We start from the raw sequence: 26,806 nt of genomic DNA on the forward strand, positions 1-26,806 counted from the left end.
CAGCCCGTCGGCGCAAGACTGGATCAGGTTTAAAGCTTTACGGGGTCAGTGACAGCGCGGTTTTCTGTACGGGTTGTAGACCATGCTGGGCCGTTTTTACCCGAAACCGCGCCATTGTCGCCCCGCGCACCATCGGAACGAATTGGCAGTCCACTTGCCGCCCGTCCAACAGCGCGATGCGTTCGTCCCAGGCTTGCCGTTCGCCATGGGCTGCGACGAATTCCTTTAGCATGCGCCAAACGGGCGTGTCTCCGGCAGTTGTACGCCATGTGCGGATCGCGTCGCCCAAGTTGATGTCTTCCAGTGTGGTAGATGGGTCATTGCCCCAAAGCTTGATGTAAGCGGCATTCGACATGGACAGGACCCCGCCGGGCGAGAATATGGCGATGGCGTCTTCGATACAGTCCAAGGCAGACTGACCCATCTCTAACTCGCGGCGAAAACGGCGCGTCAGTGAGATTTCCGAGGTGATATCTTCAAATAGAAAGGCAACGGCCCCGTCGGGATGTGGGCGCCCCGTCACGCGGTAAGTTTGCCCGGTGGGAAGGGACCACGTTTCTTCGTAAGTGCCGTTTACCGCGGCGGTTTCAAGATCTGCCATTTGTTGCCGCCACGAGACATAGTCCTTTGGTTCGGGCATCAGACGTTTCTCACGCAAACGATCAAGGAATGTGAAAAGCGTGGGCTGGCCAACAAGGAACGACGCGCTCATCGCAAGAATGTCGGTCAAAGCAGGGTTGAACAGGCTGAGTTGGCGTTTGCGGTCGAAAATTGCCAATCCGATAGGAAGGTGCGCAAAAGTCTTGGTCAGCGTTGTTACAAAATCTGCCCGCGATTTCTCGGCATGGACAACACGATCTATGGGAATGGCGGTCAAAAGCATTTCATCACCCAAGGGGGCATCGTGAAGTTCATACCAATGGCGTTTCCCATCTGCTGGCAGCTGGATCGCAACGCGACGCGGTGTCTCTAGTGCAGCGGCATCTTCCAATTTGGGACGCTCAAAAAGCTTCTGGGGGGGCCAGCTGGCAACCGAATCTGGCGCATTTGGGTCGGTTGCTTGATCCAGATAGGTCCTGTTTGCCCAAGTGATTTTGCCGTTAACATCTTCGCGCCACATCATAATCGGCACGTGCTGTGCGGTGGCGCGCAATCCTTCCAGTTCATGGCGCATGGCATCGAAGCTCATTCTGTCAACCAAGGGGTTTTCTTGCCCCGTTTCCGCGCTGATCAGTTGAAGACGGGCCAACCCGTCACGCCATTCGGCTTTCACTTCATTCGCACCATCCGAGGAGGAGATTGTGAGTTTCCCCAGATCAGCAAGATCACCCATCTGTACCGACAAGTTAGGGAAACGACTTCCCAGGGTGTGGGCCAGGTGTTCCCAATCAGACCAAGAGCCGTTTCGCGGAAGGGCATCAAGAATCTGTCTCGCTGCGGGAGAGGCATCGATTAAGGACCGGTCATCAAACAGGAACACTACACTGTCTTTTTCCAGCGTTGATTGCTTTCGCAGTTTTCTATCCCGCGTCGGATCGAGCAAAGACAGAATGTAGAGCGCCGCAATGGCAATCAATAGGGCTGTCAGCACCAGCGCAACTGCATAAATAGAATTGACCATATTCACACCTGCCGTTTCGGCGGGGTATTCCCGCGCATTTCACAGGTCGACGTTAGGCCAGTGTGGTTAATGAAGCTTTAATCGCTCATGAACCTTTATTATCAAATGGTTCAAGACCGGCGTCATGGGTGAAATGGATGTTTTCACCCAATGCCCTGCCCGTATCGATGGCTTCAAGCCCTTGCGTACCGCGACGCCATTCGACTTGCGCGATTGCGCCCGATTTTTCGCGTGGGTGGGGGCGTCCGGTATAGGGTGAAGAAGCGTTAGCGAAGGTTAATGTGGCCCCCGTCCGCTCCAACAAGGTCTTTGCGATGAACAATCCCAAGCCCATTCCATTATACGCCTGACGTTGACCGCGTTCCGCAGATGACTTGCGGCGGCGGATGAACGGATCGCCGATCCAACCCAGCACTTGGGGCGAGTATCCCTTGCCGTCATCAAGAATGCGGATCGAAATACGTTCATCGTTCCAGCAAAGCTCAATCCAGACTTTGGTTGAGGCGAAATCAACGGCGTTCTGGATCAGATTGCGCAGGCCGTGAATAATCTCGGGGCGACGCATCAGAATTGGCTGAGCCTGTGGGGCGGATTCGATACAGGCGATTTCAATTTCAAGGGCTTTGCCGCGTTCGCGATGAGGCTCTGCGGCCTCTTCGATCAGGGCAATCAGCGGGGCATGTTTGACCAACATATCGTCTTTGCCGGCGCGGCCCATGGATTGCAGGATATCCCGGCACCGATCCGCCTGTTCACCGATCAGGCGCGCGTCGTCACGCAATTCGACCGAGCCTTCAAGCTCTTCCACCAGCTCTGAAGAGACAAGCTTGATGGTTGCAAGTGGTGTGCCAAGCTCATGCGCTGCGGCAGCCACCACGCCGCCCAAATCCGTCAGGCTTTGTTCACGCGACAGCGCCATTTGCGTTGCCAGAAGGGCTTCTGACATCGATCGCATCTCGGATGAAATCCGACGCGTATACAGGCCGATAAACCCGACCGAGATTGTGACAGCGACCCACATCCCGAACACAAACAATTCCGGCATGCGCAATGGACCAGCGAGCGTCTGCAGCGGGACGTTGATCCATGTGACAAGGCTTGTTGCAGCAATGGCGACCGCACCAACAATGATCGTGGATCGCGTTGATAGTGCTGTGGCGGCAACCGTGACGGGTGCGAGGATCAGCACCATGAAAGGGTTGTGGATGCCGCCGGTCAGGAACACCATTACGCCAAGCTGAAGTGTGTCGAAGACCAGAATGCCGGTGGCCTGAATCTCGTTCAAACGCGTGTTGCGCGGGAATAGAGCCGTGGAAACGAGGTTGGCGATGACGGCTGCGCCAATCGCGGCAGCAACAAATCCGAACTGAATCTGAACAGAAAAGAAGTAAACTGCAACGGCTATGGCAGCGATCTGACCTACAATGGCGGCCCAGCGCAACAGGATAAGCGTCCGAAGGCGCACCCAGCTGCGTTGCGAGCTGCTAAGCGCAGCGTCCGTTGCGGGATCTTTGTGTATTTCGACCATTTGTGATCAGCCAAAACCGATTAAGGGTTGCGTCAATGTGTTCTCTTGCTAGTCCTGAGCAAAGGCGGGATCAATGCCCGCGCGAATAAACCGGAGAGTTTCTATGCAACGCATCTATGCCATATCGGCCGCCACGGCAATTGCAGCCCTTGTTGGGGTGACTTGGTTTGTCACCAGCGGTGATGGTGGAAAAGATGCGTTTGCTGATTGTCGGTCCAGTGCCATTGGAACTGGCGCTGCCTCTATCGGTGGCCCGTTCGAGCTTGTGGATGAAACCGGAAAAACGGTGACCGAGAAAGATGTGATCACCAAGCCGACACTGGTTTATTTTGGGTACACTTTCTGCCCTGACGTTTGTCCGTTGGACAATGCTCGGAATGCTGCTGCGATGCGCATTCTGGATGAAAAGGGGTATGATGTGCAGGCGGCATTCGTCTCGGTCGATCCAGAGCGTGACACGCCAGAGCATCTGGCGGATTTCACCAGCTATATGCATGAAAACATGATCGGCCTGACCGGCACGCCCGAACAGGTGAAGGCAGCCAGCCAAGCCTACAAAACCTACTTCCGCAAACAAGAGCCGGAAGAAGGTCAGGAAGAATACTATCTGATCGACCATTCGACCTTCACATACCTGATGTTCCCAGAAAGTGGATTTGCGGATTTCTTCAAGCGTGATGAGACACCAGAATCGATGGCCCAACGCGTTGGATGCTTTATTGACGCTGGAGCATAGCAAACATCGCTGCGTCAAAATTGACCTTGCGGTCCAAAATACCTAGGTATCTTACAGCAAAAGCAAACCGGAGGTTGCTGCGATGACCGCTGAGGAATTGAAGCCGATAGGTGAAGACGCATCCCTTCTTTTGGTAGATGATGATGAACCGTTTCTGCGCCGCCTTGCACGGGCGATGGAAAAGCGGGGGTTTCAACCGGAAACCGCTGGATCAGTTGCCGCGGGCAAAGCGATCGCAACCGCGCGGCCCCCTGCCTATGCTGTCGTGGATCTGCGGCTTGATGATGGCAACGGGTTGGACGTTGTCGAAACCATTCGTGACAAACGCCCAGACGCCCGGATTGTAGTGCTTACCGGATATGGCGCGATTGCCACCGCTGTTGCGGCGGTCAAGCTTGGGGCGGCGGATTATCTGTCCAAGCCTGCGGATGCCAATGACATTACCGCCGCATTGCTGGCGCAACCTGATGAATTGCCCCCGCCCCCGGAAAATCCAATGTCCGCAGATCGGGTCCGTTGGGAACACATTCAGCGCGTTTACGAGCTGTGCGATCGCAATGTCTCGGAGACCGCACGTCGCCTGAACATGCACCGCCGTACGCTTCAGCGTATTCTCGCAAAACGCAGCCCGAAATGAGGGCTGCTTCTGTGGCAGTGGTTTGCATCGCCATGATGCTGACTGCTTGCGTGCAACCCGCCGCGAAGACAGGCCAAAGTCGCCAAGGGGTCGAATTTGCACCTGACGCCAACGGGCTGGCCGTTTTGCCCAGCGCGCAGCGTGTAGATTTCGGACGCTCCCCCAAGGGCGTGATCCCCGCTCTGACCCGCGAGCTTGGCAAGCCGAAGGTTTTGGGCCTGACAGGCTGTCCGCCTACCATCACCCGCCGGATGCAGTGGAATGATCTGGAACTGACATTCACGCAAGAGCGGTTTGTGGGGTGGACGCAAGGTGCTGCAACGGCTGGCACCACCTGCAACTCTATAAGCTGACCACATAGCATTTGCGATCAAGCGTGTCGGTCAGATCGTGAGTTCGAAACCCCATCGCCTGGTAATAGGCAAGGCCCAAGGGATTGTCCCGACCGATTGAGGCTTCGATCTTTTTGATCCCCGCGTCGCGCGCGGCGGCAAGGCTGTTCGCAAACAGCAAACGACCAACTCCGCCTCGCCCAGCATCCAGCGCCACATAGGTTCCGATTTCCCCCCAGCCATCCGGGGTGCCGTATGGATTGCGTGATGTGGGCAGGATCAGAGACTGAAATCCAACAATGCGCCCGGTTTCATCTTCGGCGACGGTGCAACGGATATTGTCTGGGTTCTGGATATAATTTGCCCGCATATGTTCTGGATCGCGCGGGCGTTTGCTGCCCCATTTGACCAAGATGGGGGTGATCAGTGCGCTCATGCCTTCTGCATCCGAGGCTTGGGCAGGGCGGGTGACAATCATCAGATTTCTTTCAACAATGCTTCGTGTCGGACGGTGAAGTCCCGGCGCACGTCTGCTGGCGGTCTCAGCGAAATTTCTAACCCTTTGGTGACATGAGGGTCTGGCACACCAAAGATCTTACCGGCTTCTTCGACACCGAAGCCAGCAATCTGCGTGGCCTCCAGAAAGGCAGATACCTTGTCTGCACGCTTGATCGCTTTCTTCACGGCCGCGGGGATCTTTGCAGGCAGGCCAAACCGGATATGGATGGCGGCGGTCAGGCGGTCGTCCAGCTCTCCGTACCCCGGTCCGACGGCGGCTTTCACGGGCGAGATCATGTCGCCAATCACGTATTCCGGTGCGTCATGCAAAAGCGCGGCCAGCTGCCATTTCACGGGCGTTTTTGGGTTCATGCGCGTGTATAGCGCCTCGACTAAAAGTGAGTGTTCGGCTACGGAATAGGGGTAGTCTCCAAAGGTTTGCCCATTCCAGCGCGCAACAAAGGCAAGGCCATGGGCGATGTCCTCGATCTCGATATCAACGGGGGTAGGATCAAGCAGATCCAGCCGCCGTCCGGAAAGCATCCGTTGCCAAGCACGTGGTTGAGCGGGCATTTTACGTCCTTCTTTGGGTTTCCGCCACGCAATGTCGCCTTTTTCCAGCGCGAGTCAATTGGCCTTCATTGCGCGCTTAAAGTTTGAGTGATAGGGCAAGTCGAACAGAAATGAGATTAGGACCGGAGAAATACCGTGACCAAAGACTATATCGTAAAAGACATCGCTCTGGCCGAGTTTGGCCGCAAAGAGCTGGACATTGCAGAAACCGAAATGCCGGGCCTGATGGCCCTGCGCGAAGAATATGGTGAAGCGAAACCTCTGGCTGGTTCGCGCATCGTCGGGTCGCTGCACATGACCATTCAGACCGCGGTCCTGATTGAAACTCTGGTTGCGCTGGGCGCCGATGTGCGCTGGGCGTCGTGCAACATCTTCTCGACCCAAGATCACGCCGCTGCCGCGATTGCGCAAGCTGGCGTTCCGGTCTTCGCCATCAAAGGTCAATCGCTGGAAGAGCACTGGGACTATCTGGACCTGTCGTTCCAATTCCCGGAAGGCCCCAACCTGATCCTGGACGATGGTGGTGATGCAACGCTGTACATTCTTCTGGGTGCGCGCGTCGAAAACGGCGAGACCAACCTGATCGAAACGCCGACTTCGGAAGAGGAAGTTGCGGTCTTCGCACAGATCAAGAAACGCATGGAAGCCAGCCCCGGTTGGTTCACCAAGATGCGCGATCAAATCAAAGGTGTTTCGGAAGAAACCACCACCGGCGTCCACCGCTTGTATGATCTGGTGAAGAACGGCCAGCTGCCCTTCCCGGCGATTAACGTGAACGACTCGGTCACCAAGTCGAAGTTCGACAACAAATACGGCTGTAAGGAATCGCTGGTCGACGGCATCCGCCGCGCCACCGACACGATGATGGCCGGTAAAGTTGCTGTTGTTTGTGGTTATGGTGACGTGGGTAAAGGTTCGGCCGCATCGCTGAGCGGTGCTGGCGCCCGTGTGAAAGTGACTGAAATCGACCCGATCTGCGCGCTGCAAGCTGCGATGGACGGGTTCGAAGTTGTGACACTGGAAGATGCGGTCGCCGACGCGGACATCTTCATCACCACAACTGGCAACAAAGACGTCATCCGCATCGAGCATATGCGCGCGATGAAGGACATGGCGATTGTTGGCAACATTGGTCACTTCGACAACGAAATTCAGGTGGCAAACCTGAAGAACCACAAGTGGACCAACATCAAGGACCAGGTAGATATGATCGAGATGCCCTCGGGCAACCGCATCATCCTGCTGTCGGAAGGCCGCTTGTTGAACCTTGGCAACGCCACCGGCCACCCGTCCTTCGTGATGTCGGCATCCTTCACCAACCAAGTTCTGGCGCAGATGGAGCTGTGGCTGAAAGGTGATGAGTACAAGAACGACGTCTACATCCTTCCCAAGCATCTGGACGAGAAAGTCGCCCGTCTGCATCTGGATCGGATCGGCGTGAAACTGTCGTCATTGGATAAAGAGCAAGCGGACTATATTGGCGTATCTGTCGATGGGCCGTTCAAACCGGAACATTACCGTTACTGATCGCCGGGATATGGAAGAAGAACAAAAGCGCCGCCCATTGCTGCAACGGGTGGCGCTTTTTCTTTTGTCATCGGCACTGTCGATCGCAGTGCTTTGCGTGTTCGCGATGTGGCTGTTTATCAGGCCGGACAGTGTTCTGCCTGATCATTGGAACCCGACACGACCCTTGGACATTAAAGCACCCGTGACACCCGTGACGCGTTGGCAGCTTTTTGCGGCCTCTCGTGATGGGGCGATGTGTCGGAGTGCATTGTCGAAGGCAGGTGTACAGTTCCGCAAGATGGAAGATCTTGTGACCGGTGGGCATTGCGGCATTTCGGTTCGTGGCAGCCTGTCGTCTGTTGTGACCGCCAAAGTCTCAGGGGTGGAAACACGCTGCGCAACCGCCTTGCGTCTTGCGATGTGGGAATACCACGACGTTCAACCAGCGGCGCGTCAGCTGTTGGGTACGGACGTGTCGCAGCTTTTGCATGTTGGCAGCTACAACTGCCGCAAGATGCGTACATCGCGTGGAACGGAAAGCGCGTGGAGCAGCCATGCAACGGCCTCGGCATTTGACATTACAGGTGTGCGTTTGTCGGATGGGCGCAAGCTGACGCTTTTGAAAGACTGGAAGGGCACCGGAAACGAAGCCGCATTCCTTCACCAGATTTGGCGCGGATCGTGTAAGTGGTTCCGACTTGTCCTGGGACCAGACTACAACCGCCTGCATGCAGATCATTTCCATCTGCAAAGCAACGGATGGGGATTCTGTCGTTAGTCGGATGGCTGTCCGCCCTTAGGCCAAAACGATTGGCCTTCAAGGGCTGGTCCATACAACTTTTTGAAATATTTCTTACATCGGCTCACTCCCGCAGATGCGATGGCGGCTATGTGCCAATTTGGCCTCCATCGGCGGATTTCCGACAATTGTTGCGCCTCTGACCAAGGGCTAGGCTATGGCTGCGTCTTGATGGCGCAAAGGCTATTCAGGCAGGAATAGTCTCGCTTTTCAGCGTTTGAGGAGAGAACAATGATAAGAAAAACAGTCGCAGCATTGGCTGTAGTAAGCTGTCTTCCCATCGCCGCTTCGGCACAAGATTGGTCGGGCTTTTATGGTGGTCTGGAAGCAGGAATTTCGAAACCATCTTCTGGTTTCGCAGATGACAACGAAACCATGTATGGCGGGTTTGCTGGTTACAATTATGACTTTGGTGGATCGGTTGCCGGTATCGAACTTGGGTACTCAAACCCCGAGATTGGTCTAAGCTCTGGCGGTCAGTTGGAGAACCAGTTGAAGGTAAAAGCCCGTTACGGGTTTGCGCTTGGTGAACAGGGGCTTCTTTACGGAACCGCCGGTTACCTGCGTAGCAAAGTGTCCACAGGCGGTGATGCCGAAGGCTATTTGGTTGGTGTTGGATATGACCACAAACTGTCAGACCACATGTTTGTTGGTGGTGAACTTACCCATAACCGATATGAAACGATCCCCGGTGGCGGCGAAGCGATCGCGAACCAAGCGTCGCTGCGCGTTGGTTTCCAGTTCTGAAGAAGCCGTGCATATCGGCAAAACAAAGGGGGCCTCAGCGGCCCCCTTTTTCGTACAGTGATCTACGGCGATCAGGCGTCTTCGCCAAAGCCGAAAGTTTCCGTCACATAGTCGATATCCTTGTCGCCGCGCCCTGACATGTTGATCAGGATCGACTTACCCGGATGTTTCGGCGCCTCGCGCATCGCAAAGGCAACGGCATGTGCGCTTTCAAGTGCGGGAATGATTCCTTCGTGGCGGCTGACCGAGAAGAACGCATTCAGCGCTTCTTTGTCGTCACACGCCGTATAGTTGGCCTTACCGGTGCGATAGAGGTGCGCATGCTCTGGCCCAACGCCCGGATAATCCAGACCCGAAGCAACCGTGTGAACCGGAGCAGGATCGCCGTTTTCGTCTTTCAGAACCATGGTGCGGAAACCGTGAATGTCTCCGTCTTCGCCGAAAGTGATCGTCGCGGCGTGTTCGCCCAGCTTGGACGAGGTGCCCATCGGCTCGACCCCGTGCAACGACACATCTTCGTCGTCAATGAAGCCTGAGAACAGACCCATCGCGTTCGATCCACCACCCACGCAGGCAGCAACCATGTCAGGTAGGCCGCCGGTCATCTCGATGAACTGCTCGCGCGCTTCGACGCCAACGATGTGCTGGAAGTCACGGACCATCATCGGGAACGGGTGTGGGCCGACGACCGAACCGATGGCGAACAGCGCTTGGTCGGCTTGTTCCATATAGCTGCCGAAACAGCTGTCCACAGCCTCTTTCAACGAACGACCGCCAAAGCCCACCGGAACAACTTCGGCGCCCAGCAGTTTCATGCGGGTCACGTTGGGCGCTTCTTTGGCGATGTCGATTTCGCCCATGTGGATTTCACATTCCAGGCCGAAATAGGCTGCGGCGGTCGCCAAGGCCACGCCATGTTGGCCCGCCCCGGTTTCGGCCATCAGCTTTTTCTTGCCCATGAATTTGGCAAGAAGTCCTTCGCCCATGCAGTGGTTCAGTTTGTGTGCGCCCGTGTGGTTCAGATCTTCCCGCTTGGCATAAATCTGCGCACCGCCGCAGATCTCGGACAGGTTCTTCAAGTAGGACACAGGAGTGGGGCGGCCTTGGAAGTGTTTGCGGATGTGGCGCAGCTCGGAAATGAAATCCGCCGACTTCGAGATCCGGTCATAGGCTTCGCGAATTTCTTTGAAATGCGGCTCAAGCGGGGGCGGCAGCATTGCACCACCATATTCGCCGAAATAGCCATCACGCGTCGGAGTTGATTTAAGATATGAAGCCATGTCCTGTGTTCCCTCGTTTATGTATTGTCCACGGAATGAGACAGGGAAACGCGCAGGGCCTCAAGCAGAAAGTTGCGATTTACAACGATTATCCAAAATAAAATTGCGGCCCCGCACATACGAGACCGCAATCAGATGTTTTTTCAGCGAGATCAGCTGGGAATGCGCAGGTTCTGGCCCGGGTAAATCAGGTCAGGATCCTTCAGCATTGGCTTGTTGGCTTCAAAGATCTCTTTGTAGCGCGCGCCATTGCCCAGCGTCTTTTCAGCGATCGCCCAAAGCGTGTCGCCTTTTTCAACCGTGTGGAATGTCGGTTCGTTTTCCAGGTCGGCTTCAACTTCGGCCACACCTTCAACGTTGCCAACCGCAAGAATGACCTTCTCGCGCTCTTCCGCGCTCAGGTTCTCGCCGCCTTTAACGACAACTTTCTCGCCTTCGACTTGGATGTCCAAACCGGAGGTGTCGATGCCAAGATCAGCAACCTCTTTGTTCAGGGTGTCTGCCGAAGCAGTTTCATCGCCGCCACCGAAAATCGACTTACCGGCGCCTTTTACGAAACTCCAAAGACCCATGTTTCTCTCCTTGAGCTATGTGTGTCGCAGACATCCTGCGCCAAGTAGGCGAAAAAACCTAGGGGGAATGCTGCGGCAAACTTTTCCTTTGAGGATGACAGTTTTGAGCCTAGTGTTTTGGTGGATTTATTAGACCACCAGCAAATTGGGAGACAAAAATGGGAAAGCGTGACGATCTGATCGCAAAATATGCAGATGATCTGAAGAACAAGTGCGGAATGTCACCGGACATGGACCTTCTGACAAAGGTAACCATCGGGTGTGGCCCGGCGATTTACAACGCCGATGCCTCGACCGTTGCCGGGGGTCAGCAAAGTGAGCTTGAAACCGTAAAAGACAACTTCTTGGTTAAGAAGCTTGGCCTTGCAGATGGTCCGCAGCTGATGGACGCGATCAATGCCGTCATCGAAACCTATGGCCGTAGCGAGCGTAACAAGTATCGTGCTGTGGTTTACTACATGCTGGTGAAGCATTTCGGGAAAGAATCTGTCTACGGCTAAATTCGCCTGACAGAGTTCCAAAAAAGTAAAGCGCGGCCCACTCGGTCGCGCTTTTGCATTTGTTAAAGATCTACTACCGTAACATGCTGCAATTGAAAGGTATTTTACACGCTAAACGCTTGAGATACTGGCGGCGTTCAAATAGCTTCATTTACGAAGACCAGGACGGTCGGACCTTAATTCAGAGACACGTGTGGTGCTGAGGGAGCACGTGGGGTGAGGAAGGGGTTCGAGACGTCGGACCCCTTCTTCTTTTATCACATCACACCCAGAACCAGCCCGATCACGGTGCAGCCGCCGACGGCATAACCGCCGTCCAGCCAGATCAGTGATTTCGAGCGGTCGCTGAACATGATGTTGTTAATCATCCACGGCAGTACGACAAATAATCCAAGCCCCAGACCCGTGACCAGTGCTTTTCCAACACCGTCAATGCCGGCCATCGCAAAGATGTGGCGCATCATTCCCGCAACCACAAGCGCGCCTATAAACGCAACGACATAGGGTTTTGGGTCTGAAGAGTTGTTTGGCTTGCCGTTTTCATCGACTTGAATGCCTGCCGCCTCGACCCATGGTTTTGAAAGCGTCATGTACCAAACTGCGCCGAATGCGTAGCCTGCAATGGCTGCTACTATGACTTCCAACATGAAACATTCCTCCTGTTCGCATGGCTCTATGCGATCAGAATGGCCGGTCGTTTGTCAACTGTCGCCAGCAAGCTCCATGACAATGTCCCATTCTTCTTTGGTAACGGGCTGAACCGACAGACGGGTGTTGTTCACCAAAACCATTTCGGCAAGTCGCGGATCTTCTTTGCACATGGCTAGGGTCACTGGCTCGGGGAGGCTTCGCACCGCCTTGATGTCCACGCAATCCCAGCGTTCGTCGTCGGTAGTGCTATCCTGATGACTTTCCGCGATCACTTCGACGATGCCGACGATCTCTTTTTCCTTTTGCGAGTGGTAAAAGAAGCCAAGATCCCCGACTTTCATCGTACGCATATGGTTGCGTGCCTGATAGTTGCGCACGCCATCCCATTCTTCGCCCACGTCACCTTTGGCAACTTGCTGGTCCCAACTCCAGGTCGAGACCTCGGATTTGAACAGCCAATATGCCATCAGCCTACAACCCTGTTCCATTGTACGATGCGCACATCGGCAAACAACCCGGCTTTCGCATAGGGATCGCCATCTGCCCACGCGTGTGCGGCGTCCATATCAGCGACATCCAGAATCAAGAGCGATCCACACATCATGCCATCGGCATCCAGAAATGGACCGGCCTGTGCAACCACGCCTGACTCCTTGAGATAGGCCAGATGCGCGTCGCGGTTGGCTTTTCGGGTTTCAAGAGCACCGGGTTTGTCGGTGCAGATCACGGCTACGAGCATCTATTCCTCCTTGAGCGGCCGGGCTAAAAGCATGTCCACAGCCTCATTGATGGTAAGGTGATTGTCCAGTACGGCGACCACCATTTGGGCGATAGGCATCTCAATATCGGCTTGTTGTGCAATGTTAGAGACTGCTTTGGCCGTTGCGCGCCCTTCAACAGTGGTGCCTTCTGGCAAAGGTTCGCCGCGACCCAAGGTCAGTCCAAAACAGTAGTTGCGGGATTTCTCGGACGAGCAGGTCAAGGTCAGATCACCAAATCCAGATAGCCCCGCCAATGTCTCGGGCTGCGCACCTTTAAGGGTCGCATAGCGCTGCATCTCTGCATAGCCGCGGGTCATTAGGGCTGCGCGCGCACTCTCGCCCAGACCCGCCCCTATAGCGATGCCGCAGGCGATGGCGACAACATTTTTCAGCGCTCCCCCGATCTCGACCCCAACAAGGTCAGTGCTGCGATAGAGGCGTAAATTGCTTGTGGACAAAGCTGCTTGAAGCGCTTCGCCGTCTTCGCAGGCCAAAGTCAGCGCGGTGGGCAATCCGGCCGCAATGTCGACGGCGAAACTGGGCCCCGACAAGATCGCAGGCGTTGCCGTTGGGCAGGTTCTTCGGATGATTTCAGCGGGACCAAGCCCGGATTTCAGATCAATCCCTTTGCAGCAAGCGACAAGCATTTTATGCTGAAATAGGGTCGCATTCTCCGTCAAAAAGTCAGCCAACTTCTGCATGGGAACTGCTAGGAGGATGATCTGGGAGTCTTGAGCATCTTCGATCTTGTTCAAAACTGTCAGGCTGTCAGGGAAGGCATGCCCCGGAAGACGCCGTGTATTCTCGCGCGCGGTGGCCATATCGCCAGGATCACGTGCCCAAAGCCCCACAGAACGTCCATCCTGCGCCAGCGAAATCGCCAAAGCGGTGCCAAATGCACCTGCGCCAAGAACCGCAATGCTCATGCCTTTGCCCCTTTCTTGCCCGATCCCAACATTGCCGGGGCTTGTTGGTCAAGCGGCCAGCGCGGGCGCGCTTTCAACGACATATCGTCTTGGTGTCCACCTCGGAACCGCTCGATCCCAGCCCAAGCAATCATGGCCGCATTGTCAGTGCAAAGAGCCAAGGGCGGAGCAAGAAATGTGGTATCATGATCCGCACAAACAGTCTCTAATTCACCGCGAATGGTCATGTTTGCGGCGACGCCCCCTGCGACAGCCAGAACGGGCTGGGCTGGGCCAAGTGTCAGGTAGTCAGTCAGGGCGCGGCGTGATTTCTCGGCTAGCACATCGCGCACAGAGGCTTGGAAACCAGCGCAGAGATCAGCGCGATCTTGCACACGTATCCCGCCATGCTCCGCAACCAAGCGATCTCGTTCACGCAGAAGGGCGGTCTTCAGACCTGAAAAGCTCATGTCGCAGCCTGGGCGGTCCAAAAGGGGACGTGGGAACTTGAAGCGGGTTGGATCACCGTTCTTTGCTTCGGCTTCGACTGATGGGCCGCCCGGTTGGGGCAAACCTAGAAGTTTTGCGGTTTTATCGAATGCCTCGCCGGGGGCATCGTCAATTGTTCCGCCAAGGCGGGTGAAATCCTCTGGTCCTTTGGCGATTAGAAACTGGCAATGCCCTCCAGATACCAAAAGCATAAGATAGGGAAACGCGGCCTGATCGGTCAAGCGCGGCGTCAGAGCGTGACCCGCAAGATGGTTCACCCCAATCAGCGGTTTGCCTGATCCAATCGACAGACCCTTTGCGCACATAACGCCTGCCAGAACCCCGCCGATCAGGCCGGGACCGGCGGTTACAGCAATCGCGTCCACATCGGAAAGGGTCATATTGGCCTGTGTTAGAGCCTGTTCTACGCACGTATCCAGCTTTTCCGTATGCGCACGGGCAGCGATTTCCGGCACGACGCCACCGAAATCTGCGTGCAGCTCTGTTTGACCTGCGACCACGGATGACAGCACTACAGGCGCCATCCCCGGCGCGTGATGCACTACCGCAGCGGCGGTATCATCACACGAGCTTTCCAGCCCGAGTACGGTAAGAGGTCGATCTGATTTGGTCATCTCTCAAGCGATCTGTTGCGGCGGTGGGTCGGGTCGGGGTAACACCAAGATAGTTTACAGACAATCCCGGCCGCCATTATGTCCCATGCTCCCATTCTTGTTCTGACGCGCCCCAAGGCGGCGGCGCTGCGTTTTTTGGAGCAAGTTGAACACGAGGTCGGGTATCCGGTTGCGCATGTGCTGTCGCCTGCCATTCAAATTCGAAGCTTTGGTGAATGGCCCCAATTATCGGCCGGCATAGAGGTTATCTTGACTTCGGAACAGGCCGTGCGCGGAGATCTGACCGACGTTGTAACCCATTGCGTCGGGGAACGCACCGCGCAAGCTGCCCAAGAAAACGGTTCGATTGTAAAAACCGTGGCCTTGGATGCCGAAGATTTGCTTCGGTCGGTGGATGCGCTGCCAGACAGTCACGCGTTTTTGCATCTCTGTGGGTCTCACAAAGCGGTCGATATTACTGCACGTTTGACTGCGCTGGGGCGGTCTTGCCGGGATATTCAGGTTTATGAACAAGCCGCGCAGCCACTTTCCGAACAAGCGCGGAGCGTTTTGGAAGGGGAAGAGCCAGCTGTGCTTCCCCTTTTCTCACCGCGTTCCGCACGATTGGTTGGGGAAAGCATTGCGAAACCGGGGCCGCATCTCCACGTAATTGGAATGAGCGCGGCGATTGCGACGGCATGGCACAAGGCGACAGGCACCTCCTGTGATGTCGTTAAAGAGCCAACCGGAGACGCCATGGTGAGAGGGATTGTCGCAGCCATTTGCGACTAGTCTGCTTGAGCGCCATGAACGCAGGCGGTAGGCTGCAATACGCAGCTGCAGCATTTTAGGTGAGATTCGAGAGGTTCGTTACATTGGCCAAATCCCCGAAAACAGCCAAGGCAAAGACGAAAGCGGTGGAAGATGCCGTTGTCGTCGAAGAAACCAAGCTGGACGAGGAACAGGGATCCGAACCCGAAACCCCCGCAGAAGGCGATGACGCGACCGGATCTGATCAAAAAGACATTTTGACTTTAGAAGATGCGATTACCCCTGATGGCGAAGAAACGCCTACGGGCAGTGATGCAGATCAACCCATCACCGCCCCAGAACCCGCCCCGGTGCAAAAACGGGATGGCTCTGGCTTTATGCCGATGCTTCTGGGTGGCGCGGTTGCTGCAGCCTTAGGATTTGCTGCTGCACGTTATCCCGACCAATGGCCGTTTGCGTCGAATGTCGAAGATCCGATGGTTGCTGAATTGGCGGCTTTAAAGGATCGCTTGGCCGGTTTGGAAAGCAACAGCTCGCAGCAAGCGGATAGCCTTAAGGTTTTGGAAGCTGATGACGCGGTGGACAAGTTACGAGGCGAGACCTCGGGCGCAATGGATCAGTTAAGAACGCAGTTTGACAGCGTGACCGCGAAACTGTCCGAGCTTGAGAACCGTGTACACACGGTTGAAAAGCTTCCTCAGGGTTCGGGCATGGAAGCTGCAGCCGCGGCTGCCACTGCGTATGAACGCGAATTGCAACAGATGCGCCAGATGCTGGATACAGAGCTTGCGCGTATCACGTCCCAGAAAGAAGACGCAAAAACGCTTGAGGTTTCGGCTGCCGAAACCGCCAAAGCTGCCGCAGCACGGGCCGCCATGTCGCGCGTTCATGCAGCCATTGAAACGGGCCAGCCTTTTGGCGACGCGTTGTTTGATCTGACAGAAAATGCCGAGCTGACTGCGCCTGCGTCTCTTGCCTCGGTCGCGGCGGATGGCGTCGCAACACAGCAGGGACTTCAGGCAAGTTTCCCCGAAGTTGCGCGGGCGTCTCTGGACGCCGCAATTCGCGCGGCTGTCGAGGAAGGCCAGATGGATCGGGTTTCCGCGTTTTTCCGCACTCAGCTGGGGACACGGTCCCTTGAGCCGAAAGAGGGCGATGACCCGGATGCGATCTTGTCGCGTGCCGAGGCTGCGTTGAAGTCAGGTCAGCTGGAAACAGCATTGGCTGAACTTGCAACCATGCCAGACGCGGGCAAACCAGCGCTTGAACCTTGGATCGCTCGCGCCACTGCGCGCCGTGATGCGCTGGCCGACGCAATGTCCCTGTCCCAGCAACTGAACACGAATTGAGGATACGCCGATGCTTTGGTCTTTGATTAAGATTGTCCTTTTCATCGCAGCGATCGCGCTTTTGACGCTGGGTGCTGGGATCCTCATGGAAACCGATGGCGGTGTTCGCATAGCCGTGGGTGGAACCGAATTTAACATGGAGCCGCTGCAAGCTGTGATTGCCGCTGTGCTTTTGGTTGTCGCGATTTGGTTGGCGATCATTGTGATCGGTTTGGTCATTGCTTTCATTCGGTTTGTGAATGGCGATGAAACAGCGATTTCGCGTTACTTTGATCGGTCGCGCGAACGCAAAGGATACGAAGCACTGGCCGAAGGCATGATGGCGATTGCGTCGGGCGAAAGCTCGACCGCGATGTCGAAAGCTGCCCGTGCCGAGAAATATCTGCGACGCCCCGAGTTGACCAACCTGCTGACCGCGCAAGCGGCCGAGATGTCGGGCGACAAGCGCAAAGCGGCTCAGGTCTATAAGCGTTTGCTGAAAGATGAACGCACGCAGTTTGTTGGCGTTCGCGGGATCATGAAGCAGAAGCTTGAAGAGGGTGACACCGATACGGCGATGAAGCTGGCGGAAAAGGCGTTTGCGCTGAAACCGCGTCATACGGAAACACAGGACGTTCTTCTGGGCCTTCAGGCACAGAACAATGATTGGGCTGGCGCTCGTAAGACTCTCAGCGCCAAGCTGAAATACGGCGCTCTGCCGCGTGATGTCCACAAACGCCGTGATGCGGTTCTGGCCTTGTCCGAAGCGAAAGGCGTGATGAAAGAAGGCAATCCCGTCGAAGCACGTGAAGCCGCTATTGAAGCCAACCGTTTGTCGCCCGACCTTGTCCCTGCGGCCGTGATGGCAGCGCGCGGATATATTGCGGATGGAAAGCCGAAATATGCTGCGCGCGTATTGGTGAAGGCATGGTCTGCGCAGCCGCATCCAGATTTGGCGGCGACATTTGCAGAGATTGCTCCGGATGAAAGCCCAGCAGAACGGATCAAGCGATTCCGTGCGCTGACAAAGCATCAGGACGGGAATCCTGAAACCAGAATGCTGGTGGCAGAATTGAATATTGCGGCCGAGGATTATCCGGCTGCCCGCAAGGCGCTGGGCGATTTGCCTGATACTCTTCCATCGCAACGTGCGCTGACACTTTTGGCTGCGATTGAACGTGGCGAAGGTGCATCGGACCATGAAGTCCGCGCAGTTCTTGCGCGTGCTGTGACTGCTCCGCGCGGGCCGCAATGGGTATGCGAAAGCTGCAACCACGTGCATGCGGCGTGGCTTCCGGTGTGTAACAACTGCGATGGGTTTGACACTCTGGCGTGGAAACAAGCACCCGAGGCCGAAGGCGCTGTGCCTTCAGGGGCTGAAATGCTTCCCTTGGTTGTTGGAGACGCTCCTGAGGCCGAGCTTGAGGATGAACTGGTCGACGGTGACGATGCCGAGCCGACTGTTCTGGAAGGTGAAGTTGTCAAAGAAGCCGACGAAAAGCCGGTCATCCACTGATCTGATCAGGCGGCGTCAGTTTGTTGCCGCTTGATACCACGCCACGATGGTTTGACGCTCTTCCGGCTCCATGAAACTGACATTGGCGGGCGGCATGGCTGTCGTGCGGCCAGAGTGCAAGTAGATCGCCTTAGCCCATTTCGCGACTTCTGGCGCTGTTTCAAGAAGCACGTTCTTGGGTGCGCGGTGGATGCCTTCATATCCCGGTTCGCGTGCATGGCACATCGAACAACGGCCCAAAACAATGTCCGTCACATCCTCGAACCCTTGCGCGTCGGCAAAGACTTGTTCGGTTTTCGTAAAGGCGCGCGCGTCTTCGTCGTCCCAGCTGCTTTGTTCCAACGGAGCGGTGGACAGCCACATGATCACAATAAAAAGAATTGTCGTCACGGCCCACGTCCATGTAGGTTTACCAAGTCGGGCATGCATTGAGTTGAAGTAGTGCCGGATCGTAACCCCCATCAGGAACACAAGTGCCGCGATGATCCAGTTGTATTGCGACGCAAAAGCCAGTGGATAGTGGTTGGACAGCATCAGGAAAACGACCGGAAGCGTCAGGTAGTTGTTGTGGGTCGACCGCAGTTTGGCAATTTTTCCGTATTTCGCGTCCGGGGCGCGGCCCTCTTGCAGGTCTTTCACGACGATCCGTTGGTTCGGCATGATGATTAGAAAGACGTTTGCGGTCATAATTGTCGCGGTGAACGCGCCAAGATGAAGCATCATCGCGCGGCCGGTGAAGATCTGGTTGTATCCCCAACCCATAGCGACCAAGAGGACAAACAAAAGCACCATCAGAACTGTTGGGCGTTCCGCCAAACCGGATTTGCACAGCGTGTCGTAAACCAGCCAACCGACCGTCAAGGAGGCCGCGGAAATCAGAATCCCCTGCCATAGGGCCAGATCCGATTTCGCCGCGTCGATCAGGTAAAGCTCGCCCCCGACCCAGTAGACAATCATCAGTAGCGCAGCGCCTGATAGCCAGGTTGCATAGCTCTCCCATTTGAACCAAGTCAGATGCTCGGGCATGTTTTCAGGTGCCACAAGAAACTTGCGAATGTGGTAGAAACCACCTCCGTGCACCTGCCATTCTTCCCCGTGCGCGCCTTTGGGAAGATCAGGGGCTTTGCGCAGACCCAAGTCCAGAGCGATGAAATAGAATGACGATCCGATCCATGCAATTGCTGTGATGACGTGCAGCCAACGCACGGCAAACCCCACCCACTCCCAGATAATCGCTGCTTCGGTCATGTCGCTGTCCCCTGATGTCTTGGGCGCAAAGCGCCATCGCCGAGACTAACCCGAAACCCGGGGGGAACGTCCATCTTTTTATGCGTCTGAGGGCTGGCCATTTTCGCTTGCGCAATGCTGGTGGCGAGTCTAAAACCCCCAACGCTGCCGGGCGATACGTCGCTGGAAAGCAAGTGGGCCGCTGTAGCTCAGCTGGTAGAGCACGTCATTCGTAATGATGGGGTCGGAGGTTCGAGTCCTCTCAGCGGCACCACCTTTTTAACGTCACAGCGCAATATTGGTTTTGGTGTCCTGATGTTGGTCTCAGAACGGCAAACTCTTTAGTTCACCATGATTACGTCACCGGCGCGCATGCTTTTTTCTGAGTTTCCAGTGCGGATCCAGATCTTGTCGCCGCGAATGCGTGATACGCGAAGTCCGCTTAGCTGTGTGCCTTTTGTAACCTTCACAATCTGACCGTTTTCAAGTGCCAGCAAAGCCCAGACGGCTGTGCGGGTTTGGAATACACCAACAATAGAAACGCGTTTGCTGCCAGCGACGGATACGTTGCTGATCTTAGGTGGTTTTGGGGTTACGACTTCCGGCTTAGGCGTCTGTGGCTTCTCAGCGACCACAGGCTTTTCGATCACGACAGGACGCGCTGGGCGTGGCTGCGGACGAAGGGTATATGTCGCGACCTGTGCCGGCTCCGGCACAGGTTGGATGGCGATCTCTGTCGGCTCAGCTGTAACCACTTCTTCCGTGATGACGGTTTCAGGTTCCGCCAAAGCAGGTTCCTTCTGCGCCGGCAGGGGATCCCTCAAAACGCTAGGGAACAGGATGTCAGATCGGGATGGACCGAATGACGCGAGCTTGGGACCAGCAAGTGGATATTCAATCTCGGGTTCTTTCGAACCAAGAAGACCAAGCAGATCAGTGCGGTCTGCAGTATCTGCAAACAGAAGTTCTGGCAAAACTGTCTCGACGGCCGCTGAGCGCGTGTCTGATAACTGAGGCACGACCTCACGCACTACTGGTGGTGCGACCTGAAGGCTTCCCAAGGATGCGAGAATCTCAGGGGCGCCTGTCGGATGTGTGCTTTCCCAACCTGTACTGCGCACGATTGGATTGAAGTCAGGTTTTAGTTTTGGTGCGGTGGTCGAAATCACAGGTGCAGATAACCCATTAGAAACGTCAACCAAACGCGCAGGTTCGATCAAGTTCACATACGTAACTTCGATCTCAACAGGCTTTTCGGGCACCACAGGTTCTGGCTGCACCTCGACGACGACTGGCGCTTTGGGCGTGCCTTCGACCTCGTCTATAGGAGAAAATGCTGCATAGTTATGTGTTGCCGAAAGCTCGCCATTGGGCAAAATCATGTTTGACGCGGCGATTGCCACGGTCAAAAACAGGCACCCCGCACCCGCAAAAACCGAAACTACCGAGATCGGAACATATCTCGTATCAGAAATTTCCATCAGCAATACCCACAAACCAGCAACAACATACGCAACTCCGATCCGCACCGTAATGTACGAAAAGGTATACTGGCAGTAATTCCACTACAGTTCGTTACTACAGCGCAATTACGTCAGAATTTGACGCAGAATGAGGCGAGTCTGGGTGGATTTCAACGATTTGGCCCTAATGGCAAGCAAGAATTATGACAAGTGTGACATTCGAATCTTTCAATCGAGGAATAGAATGCTTGTGTTTTTCCACTGATTCCGTATTTCAGTGTGAAAGCATTTCGCTGGATGGAACAAATATTACACAGGGTTTCTTGGGGATGAACTACCTACCAACATTAAGTCTTGCGGGAGCTGCGGTGACGTTGATGCTGAGCGGCTGCGTAAGCAACGAAGGCGCCAATAGTCAGGCGGATGTGGTCGCCGAAGTAGCACCAGAAACAAAAATGGCATCAAATTCGGCGCAGTTTCATGCGGTCGAAGACGCACAGGAATTGATCAGCGCGCGTGCTGGCGACTATGAAAAACTGACACGCGATGCCCAGCAAAAAGGGGCGATTGGCGGGGCTTTGCGTGGCGCGCTTCTTGGATTGATCATTGATGCAGATCCCGCACTGATCGTTGGCGGCGCAGTTATCGGCGGCATGATCGGGGCCGAAAGTGGCACTAAAGTCGCTTCGAACCTGATCTTGGAACATAAAAACTATCTGATCCGTCGCTGGTCGTTGGAGCAGGTACTGGCTTCGGTACGCACCGACAGCACGAACACGCGCTTTGATTTGATCCTGTCGAACAAGATGATCGACGCGACCAAAGGTGTTCCCACCCAATCCGTTGATGCCAAGACAGTGGCGCAACTGGGTGAGTTCAAGAACCATGCCGTTTCGCGCGCATTGGCGCTGAAAGAGATCCTGCCGATCTACGACGAACAACCAGTTGCACAAAAGCAATTGGAACAAGAGCTGAAGACCCAGCTTGCAATGATTTCCGAGTTTAACAAGAACCTGCTTCAGCTGGAGGCGCTCACATGACCTCGCCACGTTTTTTGAATGCAGTTTTGGCTGGGACCGTTTTGATGGCGGCTACTGCCTGCACACCGACCCAAACGCTGGAAGATCCCTGTGCCGCAGCAGATCGCCCGGTAACGTTGGCAAACCTTCTCGAGAACAGTTTCGCAAGCGCCTATGAGGCGTGCTTGGCCGAAGTTCGCGACGAGGCCGTTCAGGAACTGGAGAAATAAGGTGCGCAACAAGATCATCCTGATCGGGTTCTGCGCTGCCCTTTCTGCCTGCAGTGCACAGCACATGCCCCATAACACCAGCGGCGATTGTGCCGAAGGGCCGTGCGAGGTGACCCGCGCAGATGTTTCGGATCGTCATTGGTTGTACCAGTGGTACTACTTCTTGGCCTTCCCGTTCATCAGCGGTTCGTCCTGATCCCAGTATAAACAGATGAAATGAATAGGCAGGCGGGGTGAAAGCTCTGCCTGCTTTGTTTCGCAGTACCCGAATCTCACTCACGTGTCCTTTGTAAAGCCTCCGGCAATCAGAAACACGAAAGCCGCGTCTTTCGACGCGGCTCGCAACATCTTGATATTTAAGATGAAAGTGGTGAGCCGTGAAGGATTCGAACCTTCGACCCACTGATTAAAAGTCAGTTGCTCTACCAACTGAGCTAACGGCCCACTCTGTGAGCGCGGTGACTAAAGGGCGGGGCGTGCGGGGTCAACCCCATTTTCGAATGAATCTGCACGATCTCTGGCAAAAGTTTTCACAAGGGCTTATATCGCGGCTCATGGCTGATGCTGGTGCAGATATGAATGCCCTCGACTTCATGAAATGGCATGGGGCAGGCAATGACTTCGTGATGATCGATTCACGGGGGCGGGATGCTGTTGTGACTCGCGAACTGGCAGCTGGGCTGGGGGATCGCAATCGCGGCGTTGGCTTTGATCAACTGGCCGAGATTCGCAGCTCGGACGTGGCGGATGTCGATCTGGATTTCTGGAACAGTGATGGCAGTCGGGCCGGGGCATGTGGAAACGCAACGCGGTGTGTTGCGCGTTATATCATTGATCAGACTGGTAAGGACTCATTGACAATCCGCACCATGCGCGGCGTTTTGGAAGCGCGTGCAGATGGCGATCTGGTGGCCGTGAATATGGGGCAACCTCAGCTTACGTGGAACGAGGTGCCGCTTTCACAGGATGTGGACCTGCAACACCTGCCGCTGGACGGTGATCCTGTGGCAGTTGGCATGGGCAATCCCCATTGCGTGTTCTTTGTGGAAGATGCCGAAACTGTAGATGTAGCAGTCATTGGTCCACGGTTTGAAACCGATCCTTTGTTCCCCGAAGCCACGAATGTTGAATTTGCTGAGATTCGCGCACGAGACGAGATTCGCATGCGTGTTTGGGAACGTGGTACCGGCATCACGCTTGCCTGTGGATCGGGCGCCTGTGCGACCGCTGTAGCAGCCCATCAGCGCGGCCTCACCGATAAGCGCGTGCGGATGGAGCTGGATGGCGGCTGGCTGACGCTGGAGTGGCGCGAGGATGGCGTCTGGATGACCGGCCCCACCGCATTTGTCTATAGTGGCCAGCTGACGCAAGCCTTTCTGAAGGGGCTGTAAGATGTCTGCGAAAACTCCGGTCTTTGCGACGCTGGGCTGTCGCCTAAACGCCTATGAGACTGAGGCGATGAAACGTTTGGCTGAAGAAGCCGGCGTTGAAGGTGCTGTGGTGGTGAACACCTGCGCCGTGACGGCCGAGGCCGTGCGCAAAGCGCGTCAGGAAATCCGAAAGCTGCGCCGTGAAAACCCCGATGCAAAGGTGATCGTCACTGGCTGCGCTGCCCAGACCGAGCCCGAGACCTTCACCGCGATGGACGAAGTCGATGCTGTCATCGGCAACCACGAGAAGATGTCACGCGAGACATGGGCAGGGCTTGCCCCCGACCTGATTGGCGAGACAGAGCGCGTGCAGGTCAATGACATCATGTCCGTGACTGAAACGGCCAGTCATCTGATCGATGGGTTCGGTACGCGGTCTCGTGCTTATGTGCAGGTCCAAAATGGCTGCGATCACCGCTGCACGTTCTGCATTATCCCTTACGGCCGTGGAAACTCGCGGTCCGTACCTGCAGGTGTCGTGGTCGATCAGATCAAGCGTCTTGTGGATCGCGGCTTCAACGAGGTCGTGCTGACCGGTGTTGACCTGACCAGTTGGGGCGCTGATTTGCCAGGCGAACCGCGTCTGGGCGATTTGGTCATGCGCATCCTTCGTCTGGTGCCTGACCTACCGCGCCTTCGTATCAGTTCGATCGATTCCATCGAAGCCGATGAGAATCTGATGCTGGCGATTGCCTCTGAGCCGCGCCTGATGCCTCATCTACATCTGAGCCTTCAGCACGGGGATGACCTGATCCTGAAACGCATGGCGCGCCGCCATCTGCGCGATGATGCAATCGCGTTTTGTGAAGAAGCGCGCAAGCTGCGCCCCGGCATTACCTTCGGCGCAGACATTATCGCAGGCTTCCCCACCGAAACCGATGCGCATTTCGAAAACAGCCTGAAGCTGGTTGAAGACTGCGACCTGACATGGTTGCACGTCTTCCCGTACTCAAAGCGCGAAGGCACTCCGGCGGCGAAGATCCCCAACAAAGTGAACGGCAACGTAATCAAAGAGCGTGCGGCGCGGTTGCGTGCAGCCGGCGATGCGCAGGTTCAACGTCATTTGTCGGTACATGTCGGGCGTGAACATCGGGTTCTGATGGAAAACCCAACAATGGGACGCACCGAATTCTTCGCTGAAGTTGTCTTTGAGAAGCCGCAAGAAGAAGGCGCGCTGATCACGACCACACCAAGCCACATCGTGGACAAACAACTGATTGTCTGATCATCTTCCGGGCAGGACTGCCAGAGGATGACACATGCACCCCAACAAGATCTTTCGTGGCGCGGAGCAGGCCGCGAATATCAGTTTCGCGCAAACACGCGCATTCGGCACACTTTGCGTGACAGCGGATGAGGTTCTGTTGACTCACATCCCGTTTCTTCTGTCCGATGATGGCAAGATGGCCGAGTTCCATTTGGTCCGCTCCAACCCGATCGCGCGGCTGAAACAGGTGTCCCAAGCCGTCATCGCCGTGACCGGTCCGGATGGCTATGTCTCGCCCGATTGGTACGGGGCGGACGATCAAGTGCCCACTTGGAACTATGTTGCCGTGCATTTGCGAGGGCGGTTGGTGCCGCTGGAACAGGACGCGCTGCATGACATTCTGGTCCGTCAGGCAGCGGCTTACGAGGCGCGAATCGAAGGCAAAGCCCCATGGACGTTCGATAAGATGTCACCTGAAGCGGTTACTAAAATGGAGCGCATGATTGTTCCCATGCGGCTAGAGGTCGAAACCATCGATGGCACCTGGAAACTGGGGCAGAACAAGGACGATCCGGTACGCGAGGCGGCGGCGGCGCAGATGCACACGGGCATTGGGCAAGAGCTTGCCGAAATCGCAAAACTGATGGGCGAACCACCTGCATAAGTGGACATAGTGCCCTTGCCTCCCTACATTTCTATGTAAGGAGGATCTTATGGCTTTACCGCTTGCCCCAATTGCTGTCGTTGCACTGCGCTATGGCGCTGTCGCACTAACCACCTATGCCATCGCGCGTTCTGTGGAGCGTGGACGGCGGGATCAGCGTCACGAGGATGCCTTGGACGAAGCGCCCGAGGGGCTGACTGTGCGTCGTGAGAAAACCACAGAAAGCGAGCAAGTGAACGCCACCGCGCGGATGCGCCGGGTGATCCGCCTTGGGGAAAATGGACCGGGAATCGAAATAGATGCCGTCGGCCTGACCCGCATTCGATTCAAGAAAGTATAGCGATGCAGCTAATTTCATCCGTGACGTCCCCCTTCGCGCGCAAGGTGCGCGTGCTGTTGAAAGAGACCGGTCAGGAGGGCGACGTAGAGGAGATCCCGGCAGCCACCCTGCCGACAGCCCCCAATCCGACGGTGACAGCGGCGAATCCCTTGTCGAAAATCCCGGCGCTGATCCGGCCCGATGGTCCGTCGCTGTATGACAGCCGGGTAATCACACGCTTTCTGGACGCCCGCAGCGGCGGGAAGCTTTATCCCGACAGCCAGATTTGGGATGTCCTGACGCTTGAGGCAACGGCGGATGCGATGATGGATGCGGCCGTTCTGATGACCTACGAACTTCGCTTGCGCCCCGAAGGGATGCGGTTCGAGGACTGGATCGAAGGTCAGTGGGGCAAGATCGAAGGCGCGCTGGACGCGCTGAACACCCGCTGGATGAGCCACCTGTCCGGTCCTCTGGATATGGGTCAGATCGCTGTCGGCTGTGCGCTGGGCTATCTGGATTTCCGTCATGACGACCGTAGCTGGCGAAAGGGGCGTGATGCATTGGACGACTGGTTTGCCGTGTTTTGCGAGCGTGACAGCATGAAAGCGACAAAGCCGGTTTAGCGAGATCATAAACGCCCGATCCAACCCCAAACGACTCATGCGGCCAATTGTCATGTACCGTTTGATTAAAGTCATGGGTTTTGGCGCTAAGTTTGCGCGAAAACATCTCTGGCGTACCGGATGTTCGCGCCAACAATGCAGTTGCAGCATGTTTTCGAGGTATCAATCCCTTGAAAACCACCCCCTGCGCTCTAATGACTTCTGGACTGGGGGCGTTTCCTTAGATAAACAGCCGCGAAACGGACCGCTTTCGC

Annotated in this window: 31 protein-coding genes and 2 tRNA genes; 19 read left to right on the forward strand and 14 right to left on the reverse strand. The window is 55.7% G+C overall.

Annotated features, from left to right (window positions below):
• Nucleotides 1-37 precede the first annotated feature (37 nt).
• Together MWU55_RS02990 and MWU55_RS02995 are read right to left on the reverse strand one after the other, a co-directional pair.
• Nucleotides 38-1,621, reverse strand: coding sequence for a PAS-domain containing protein (locus MWU55_RS02990; RefSeq protein WP_246934218.1), 1,584 nt, complete (start codon nucleotides 1,619-1,621; stop codon nucleotides 38-40).
• A gap of 85 nt (nucleotides 1,622-1,706) precedes the next feature.
• Nucleotides 1,707-3,149 (reverse strand): sensor histidine kinase RegB, encoded by a 1,443-nt coding sequence (locus MWU55_RS02995; RefSeq protein WP_246934219.1) that lies wholly within the window; start codon nucleotides 3,147-3,149, stop codon nucleotides 1,707-1,709.
• Nucleotides 3,150-3,252: 103 nt separating this feature from the next.
• On the opposite strand from MWU55_RS02995, the gene MWU55_RS03000 reads away from it, so the two are divergent.
• From MWU55_RS03000 to MWU55_RS03010, 3 genes are all read left to right on the forward strand, one after another.
• Nucleotides 3,253-3,885: an SCO family protein gene (locus MWU55_RS03000; RefSeq protein WP_246934220.1), complete on the forward strand. Its 633-nt coding sequence runs from the start codon at nucleotides 3,253-3,255 to the stop codon at nucleotides 3,883-3,885.
• Nucleotides 3,886-3,967: 82 nt separating this feature from the next.
• Complete coding sequence (locus MWU55_RS03005; protein ID WP_246934221.1) at nucleotides 3,968-4,522, forward strand: ActR/PrrA/RegA family redox response regulator transcription factor; 555 nt, start codon at nucleotides 3,968-3,970, stop codon at nucleotides 4,520-4,522.
• Nucleotides 4,519-4,875, forward strand: a complete 357-nt coding sequence (locus MWU55_RS03010) for a hypothetical protein (protein WP_246934222.1) — start codon at nucleotides 4,519-4,521, stop codon at nucleotides 4,873-4,875. Before MWU55_RS03005 ends, MWU55_RS03010 begins: the two co-directional genes overlap by 4 nt.
• Here MWU55_RS03010 and MWU55_RS03015 read toward each other — a convergent pair.
• Nucleotides 4,865-5,332 carry a GNAT family N-acetyltransferase gene (locus MWU55_RS03015; protein WP_246934223.1) on the reverse strand — a complete coding sequence of 156 codons (468 nt, stop codon included), beginning with the start codon at nucleotides 5,330-5,332 and terminating at the stop codon, nucleotides 4,865-4,867. The genes MWU55_RS03010 and MWU55_RS03015 overlap by 11 nt on opposite strands.
• Nucleotides 5,332-5,925, reverse strand: coding sequence for an HD family hydrolase (locus MWU55_RS03020; protein ID WP_246934224.1), 594 nt, complete (start codon nucleotides 5,923-5,925; stop codon nucleotides 5,332-5,334). Before MWU55_RS03020 ends, MWU55_RS03015 begins: the two co-directional genes overlap by 1 nt.
• 135 nt (nucleotides 5,926-6,060) lie before the next feature.
• Here MWU55_RS03020 and ahcY point away from each other — a divergent pair, with 135 nt between their 5' ends.
• The 3 genes from ahcY (at nucleotide 6,061) to MWU55_RS03035 (ending at nucleotide 8,980) form a co-directional block, all read left to right on the forward strand.
• Nucleotides 6,061-7,452, forward strand: coding sequence for an adenosylhomocysteinase (gene ahcY, locus MWU55_RS03025; protein ID WP_246934225.1), 1,392 nt, complete (start codon nucleotides 6,061-6,063; stop codon nucleotides 7,450-7,452).
• Nucleotides 7,453-7,462: 10 nt separating this feature from the next.
• Nucleotides 7,463-8,212: an extensin family protein gene (locus tag MWU55_RS03030; RefSeq protein WP_246934226.1), complete on the forward strand. Its 750-nt coding sequence runs from the start codon at nucleotides 7,463-7,465 to the stop codon at nucleotides 8,210-8,212.
• Nucleotides 8,213-8,464: 252 nt separating this feature from the next.
• Entirely contained in the window at nucleotides 8,465-8,980 is a 516-nt protein-coding gene (locus tag MWU55_RS03035; protein WP_246934227.1) for a porin family protein, read from the forward strand.
• Between the two features lie 71 nt (nucleotides 8,981-9,051).
• On the opposite strand, the gene trpB is transcribed toward MWU55_RS03035, so the two are convergent.
• Together trpB and lysM are read right to left on the reverse strand one after the other, a co-directional pair.
• On the reverse strand, nucleotides 9,052-10,260 hold the full coding sequence (gene trpB / locus MWU55_RS03040; RefSeq protein ID WP_246934228.1) for a tryptophan synthase subunit beta: 1,209 nt from the start codon (nucleotides 10,258-10,260) through the stop codon (nucleotides 9,052-9,054).
• A gap of 152 nt (nucleotides 10,261-10,412) precedes the next feature.
• Nucleotides 10,413-10,832 carry a peptidoglycan-binding protein LysM gene (lysM, locus tag MWU55_RS03045; RefSeq protein WP_246934229.1) on the reverse strand — a complete coding sequence of 140 codons (420 nt, stop codon included), beginning with the start codon at nucleotides 10,830-10,832 and terminating at the stop codon, nucleotides 10,413-10,415.
• Between the two features lie 158 nt (nucleotides 10,833-10,990).
• Here lysM and MWU55_RS03050 point away from each other — a divergent pair, with 158 nt between their 5' ends.
• A complete protein-coding gene (locus MWU55_RS03050; protein WP_246934230.1) occupies nucleotides 10,991-11,332 on the forward strand; it encodes a DUF2853 family protein in 342 nt (113 codons plus the stop codon).
• A gap of 257 nt (nucleotides 11,333-11,589) precedes the next feature.
• Here MWU55_RS03050 and MWU55_RS03055 read toward each other — a convergent pair whose 3' ends face one another.
• Genes MWU55_RS03055 through tsaD form a run of 5 tightly spaced genes read right to left on the reverse strand, consistent with a single transcriptional unit; the run spans nucleotide 11,590 to nucleotide 14,773 of the window.
• On the reverse strand, nucleotides 11,590-11,979 hold the full coding sequence (locus MWU55_RS03055; RefSeq protein ID WP_246934231.1) for a DUF1761 domain-containing protein: 390 nt from the start codon (nucleotides 11,977-11,979) through the stop codon (nucleotides 11,590-11,592).
• A gap of 54 nt (nucleotides 11,980-12,033) precedes the next feature.
• Nucleotides 12,034-12,450: an EVE domain-containing protein gene (locus MWU55_RS03060; protein WP_246934232.1), complete on the reverse strand. Its 417-nt coding sequence runs from the start codon at nucleotides 12,448-12,450 to the stop codon at nucleotides 12,034-12,036.
• Nucleotides 12,450-12,722: a YciI family protein gene (locus MWU55_RS03065; RefSeq protein WP_246934233.1), complete on the reverse strand. Its 273-nt coding sequence runs from the start codon at nucleotides 12,720-12,722 to the stop codon at nucleotides 12,450-12,452. Before MWU55_RS03065 ends, MWU55_RS03060 begins: the two co-directional genes overlap by 1 nt.
• Entirely contained in the window at nucleotides 12,723-13,670 is a 948-nt protein-coding gene (locus MWU55_RS03070) for an NAD(P)H-dependent glycerol-3-phosphate dehydrogenase (RefSeq protein WP_246934234.1), read from the reverse strand.
• Nucleotides 13,667-14,773 (reverse strand): tRNA (adenosine(37)-N6)-threonylcarbamoyltransferase complex transferase subunit TsaD, encoded by a 1,107-nt coding sequence (gene tsaD, locus MWU55_RS03075; RefSeq protein WP_246934235.1) that lies wholly within the window; start codon nucleotides 14,771-14,773, stop codon nucleotides 13,667-13,669. The genes MWU55_RS03070 and tsaD overlap by 4 nt, the downstream gene beginning before the upstream one ends.
• Before the next feature lie 78 nt (nucleotides 14,774-14,851).
• Here tsaD and MWU55_RS03080 point away from each other — a divergent pair, with 78 nt between their 5' ends.
• The 3 genes from MWU55_RS03080 (at nucleotide 14,852) to MWU55_RS03090 (ending at nucleotide 18,367) form a co-directional block, all read left to right on the forward strand.
• The gene (locus tag MWU55_RS03080; RefSeq protein WP_246934236.1) at nucleotides 14,852-15,544 is read left to right on the forward strand and encodes a uroporphyrinogen-III synthase; all 693 of its coding nucleotides are present in this window, start codon (nucleotides 14,852-14,854) and stop codon (nucleotides 15,542-15,544) included.
• Between the two features lie 83 nt (nucleotides 15,545-15,627).
• Entirely contained in the window at nucleotides 15,628-16,872 is a 1,245-nt protein-coding gene (locus tag MWU55_RS03085) for a hypothetical protein (RefSeq protein WP_246934237.1), read from the forward strand.
• A gap of 10 nt (nucleotides 16,873-16,882) precedes the next feature.
• Entirely contained in the window at nucleotides 16,883-18,367 is a 1,485-nt protein-coding gene (locus tag MWU55_RS03090; RefSeq protein ID WP_246934238.1) for a heme biosynthesis HemY N-terminal domain-containing protein, read from the forward strand.
• 15 nt (nucleotides 18,368-18,382) lie between these two features.
• Here MWU55_RS03090 and MWU55_RS03095 read toward each other — a convergent pair whose 3' ends face one another.
• Nucleotides 18,383-19,615, reverse strand: coding sequence for a urate hydroxylase PuuD (locus tag MWU55_RS03095; protein WP_246934239.1), 1,233 nt, complete (start codon nucleotides 19,613-19,615; stop codon nucleotides 18,383-18,385).
• 177 nt (nucleotides 19,616-19,792) lie between these two features.
• Between MWU55_RS03095 and MWU55_RS03100 the strand changes: the two genes are divergently transcribed.
• Nucleotides 19,793-19,868, forward strand: a tRNA-Thr gene (locus tag MWU55_RS03100).
• A 67-nt stretch (nucleotides 19,869-19,935) separates the two neighbouring features.
• On the opposite strand, the gene MWU55_RS03105 is transcribed toward MWU55_RS03100, so the two are convergent.
• Nucleotides 19,936-21,075: a hypothetical protein gene (locus MWU55_RS03105; RefSeq protein WP_246934240.1), complete on the reverse strand. Its 1,140-nt coding sequence runs from the start codon at nucleotides 21,073-21,075 to the stop codon at nucleotides 19,936-19,938.
• 311 nt (nucleotides 21,076-21,386) lie between these two features.
• On the opposite strand from MWU55_RS03105, the gene MWU55_RS03110 reads away from it, so the two are divergent.
• Genes MWU55_RS03110 through MWU55_RS03120 form a run of 3 tightly spaced genes read left to right on the forward strand, consistent with a single transcriptional unit; the run spans nucleotide 21,387 to nucleotide 22,502 of the window.
• The gene (locus MWU55_RS03110) at nucleotides 21,387-22,097 is read left to right on the forward strand and encodes a hypothetical protein (protein WP_246934241.1); all 711 of its coding nucleotides are present in this window, start codon (nucleotides 21,387-21,389) and stop codon (nucleotides 22,095-22,097) included.
• Nucleotides 22,094-22,306, forward strand: coding sequence for a hypothetical protein (locus MWU55_RS03115; protein WP_246934242.1), 213 nt, complete (start codon nucleotides 22,094-22,096; stop codon nucleotides 22,304-22,306). The genes MWU55_RS03110 and MWU55_RS03115 overlap by 4 nt, the downstream gene beginning before the upstream one ends.
• 1 nt (nucleotide 22,307) lies before the next feature.
• Nucleotides 22,308-22,502 carry a hypothetical protein gene (locus MWU55_RS03120; RefSeq protein ID WP_246934243.1) on the forward strand — a complete coding sequence of 65 codons (195 nt, stop codon included), beginning with the start codon at nucleotides 22,308-22,310 and terminating at the stop codon, nucleotides 22,500-22,502.
• A gap of 172 nt (nucleotides 22,503-22,674) precedes the next feature.
• Here MWU55_RS03120 and MWU55_RS03125 read toward each other — a convergent pair.
• Nucleotides 22,675-22,750 (reverse strand) — tRNA-Lys (locus tag MWU55_RS03125).
• 110 nt (nucleotides 22,751-22,860) lie between these two features.
• On the opposite strand from MWU55_RS03125, the gene dapF reads away from it, so the two are divergent.
• From dapF to MWU55_RS03150, 5 genes are read left to right on the forward strand one after another with little or no spacing between them, the layout of a single operon-like run.
• Complete coding sequence (gene dapF, locus MWU55_RS03130; RefSeq protein WP_246934244.1) at nucleotides 22,861-23,697, forward strand: diaminopimelate epimerase; 837 nt, start codon at nucleotides 22,861-22,863, stop codon at nucleotides 23,695-23,697.
• Between the two features lies 1 nt (nucleotide 23,698).
• Complete coding sequence (gene mtaB / locus MWU55_RS03135) at nucleotides 23,699-24,961, forward strand: tRNA (N(6)-L-threonylcarbamoyladenosine(37)-C(2))-methylthiotransferase MtaB (RefSeq protein ID WP_246934245.1); 1,263 nt, start codon at nucleotides 23,699-23,701, stop codon at nucleotides 24,959-24,961.
• A 34-nt stretch (nucleotides 24,962-24,995) separates the two neighbouring features.
• Nucleotides 24,996-25,607: an FMN-binding negative transcriptional regulator gene (locus tag MWU55_RS03140; protein WP_246934246.1), complete on the forward strand. Its 612-nt coding sequence runs from the start codon at nucleotides 24,996-24,998 to the stop codon at nucleotides 25,605-25,607.
• Nucleotides 25,608-25,656: 49 nt separating this feature from the next.
• Nucleotides 25,657-25,947 carry a hypothetical protein gene (locus MWU55_RS03145; protein ID WP_246934247.1) on the forward strand — a complete coding sequence of 97 codons (291 nt, stop codon included), beginning with the start codon at nucleotides 25,657-25,659 and terminating at the stop codon, nucleotides 25,945-25,947.
• 2 nt (nucleotides 25,948-25,949) lie between these two features.
• On the forward strand, nucleotides 25,950-26,552 hold the full coding sequence (locus tag MWU55_RS03150) for a glutathione S-transferase (RefSeq protein WP_246934248.1): 603 nt from the start codon (nucleotides 25,950-25,952) through the stop codon (nucleotides 26,550-26,552).
• The last annotated feature ends 254 nt before the right edge of the window (nucleotides 26,553-26,806 follow it).

The organism is Aliiroseovarius sp. F20344 (assembly GCF_023016155.1).
Taxonomy (GTDB): Bacteria; Pseudomonadota; Alphaproteobacteria; order Rhodobacterales; family Rhodobacteraceae; genus Aliiroseovarius.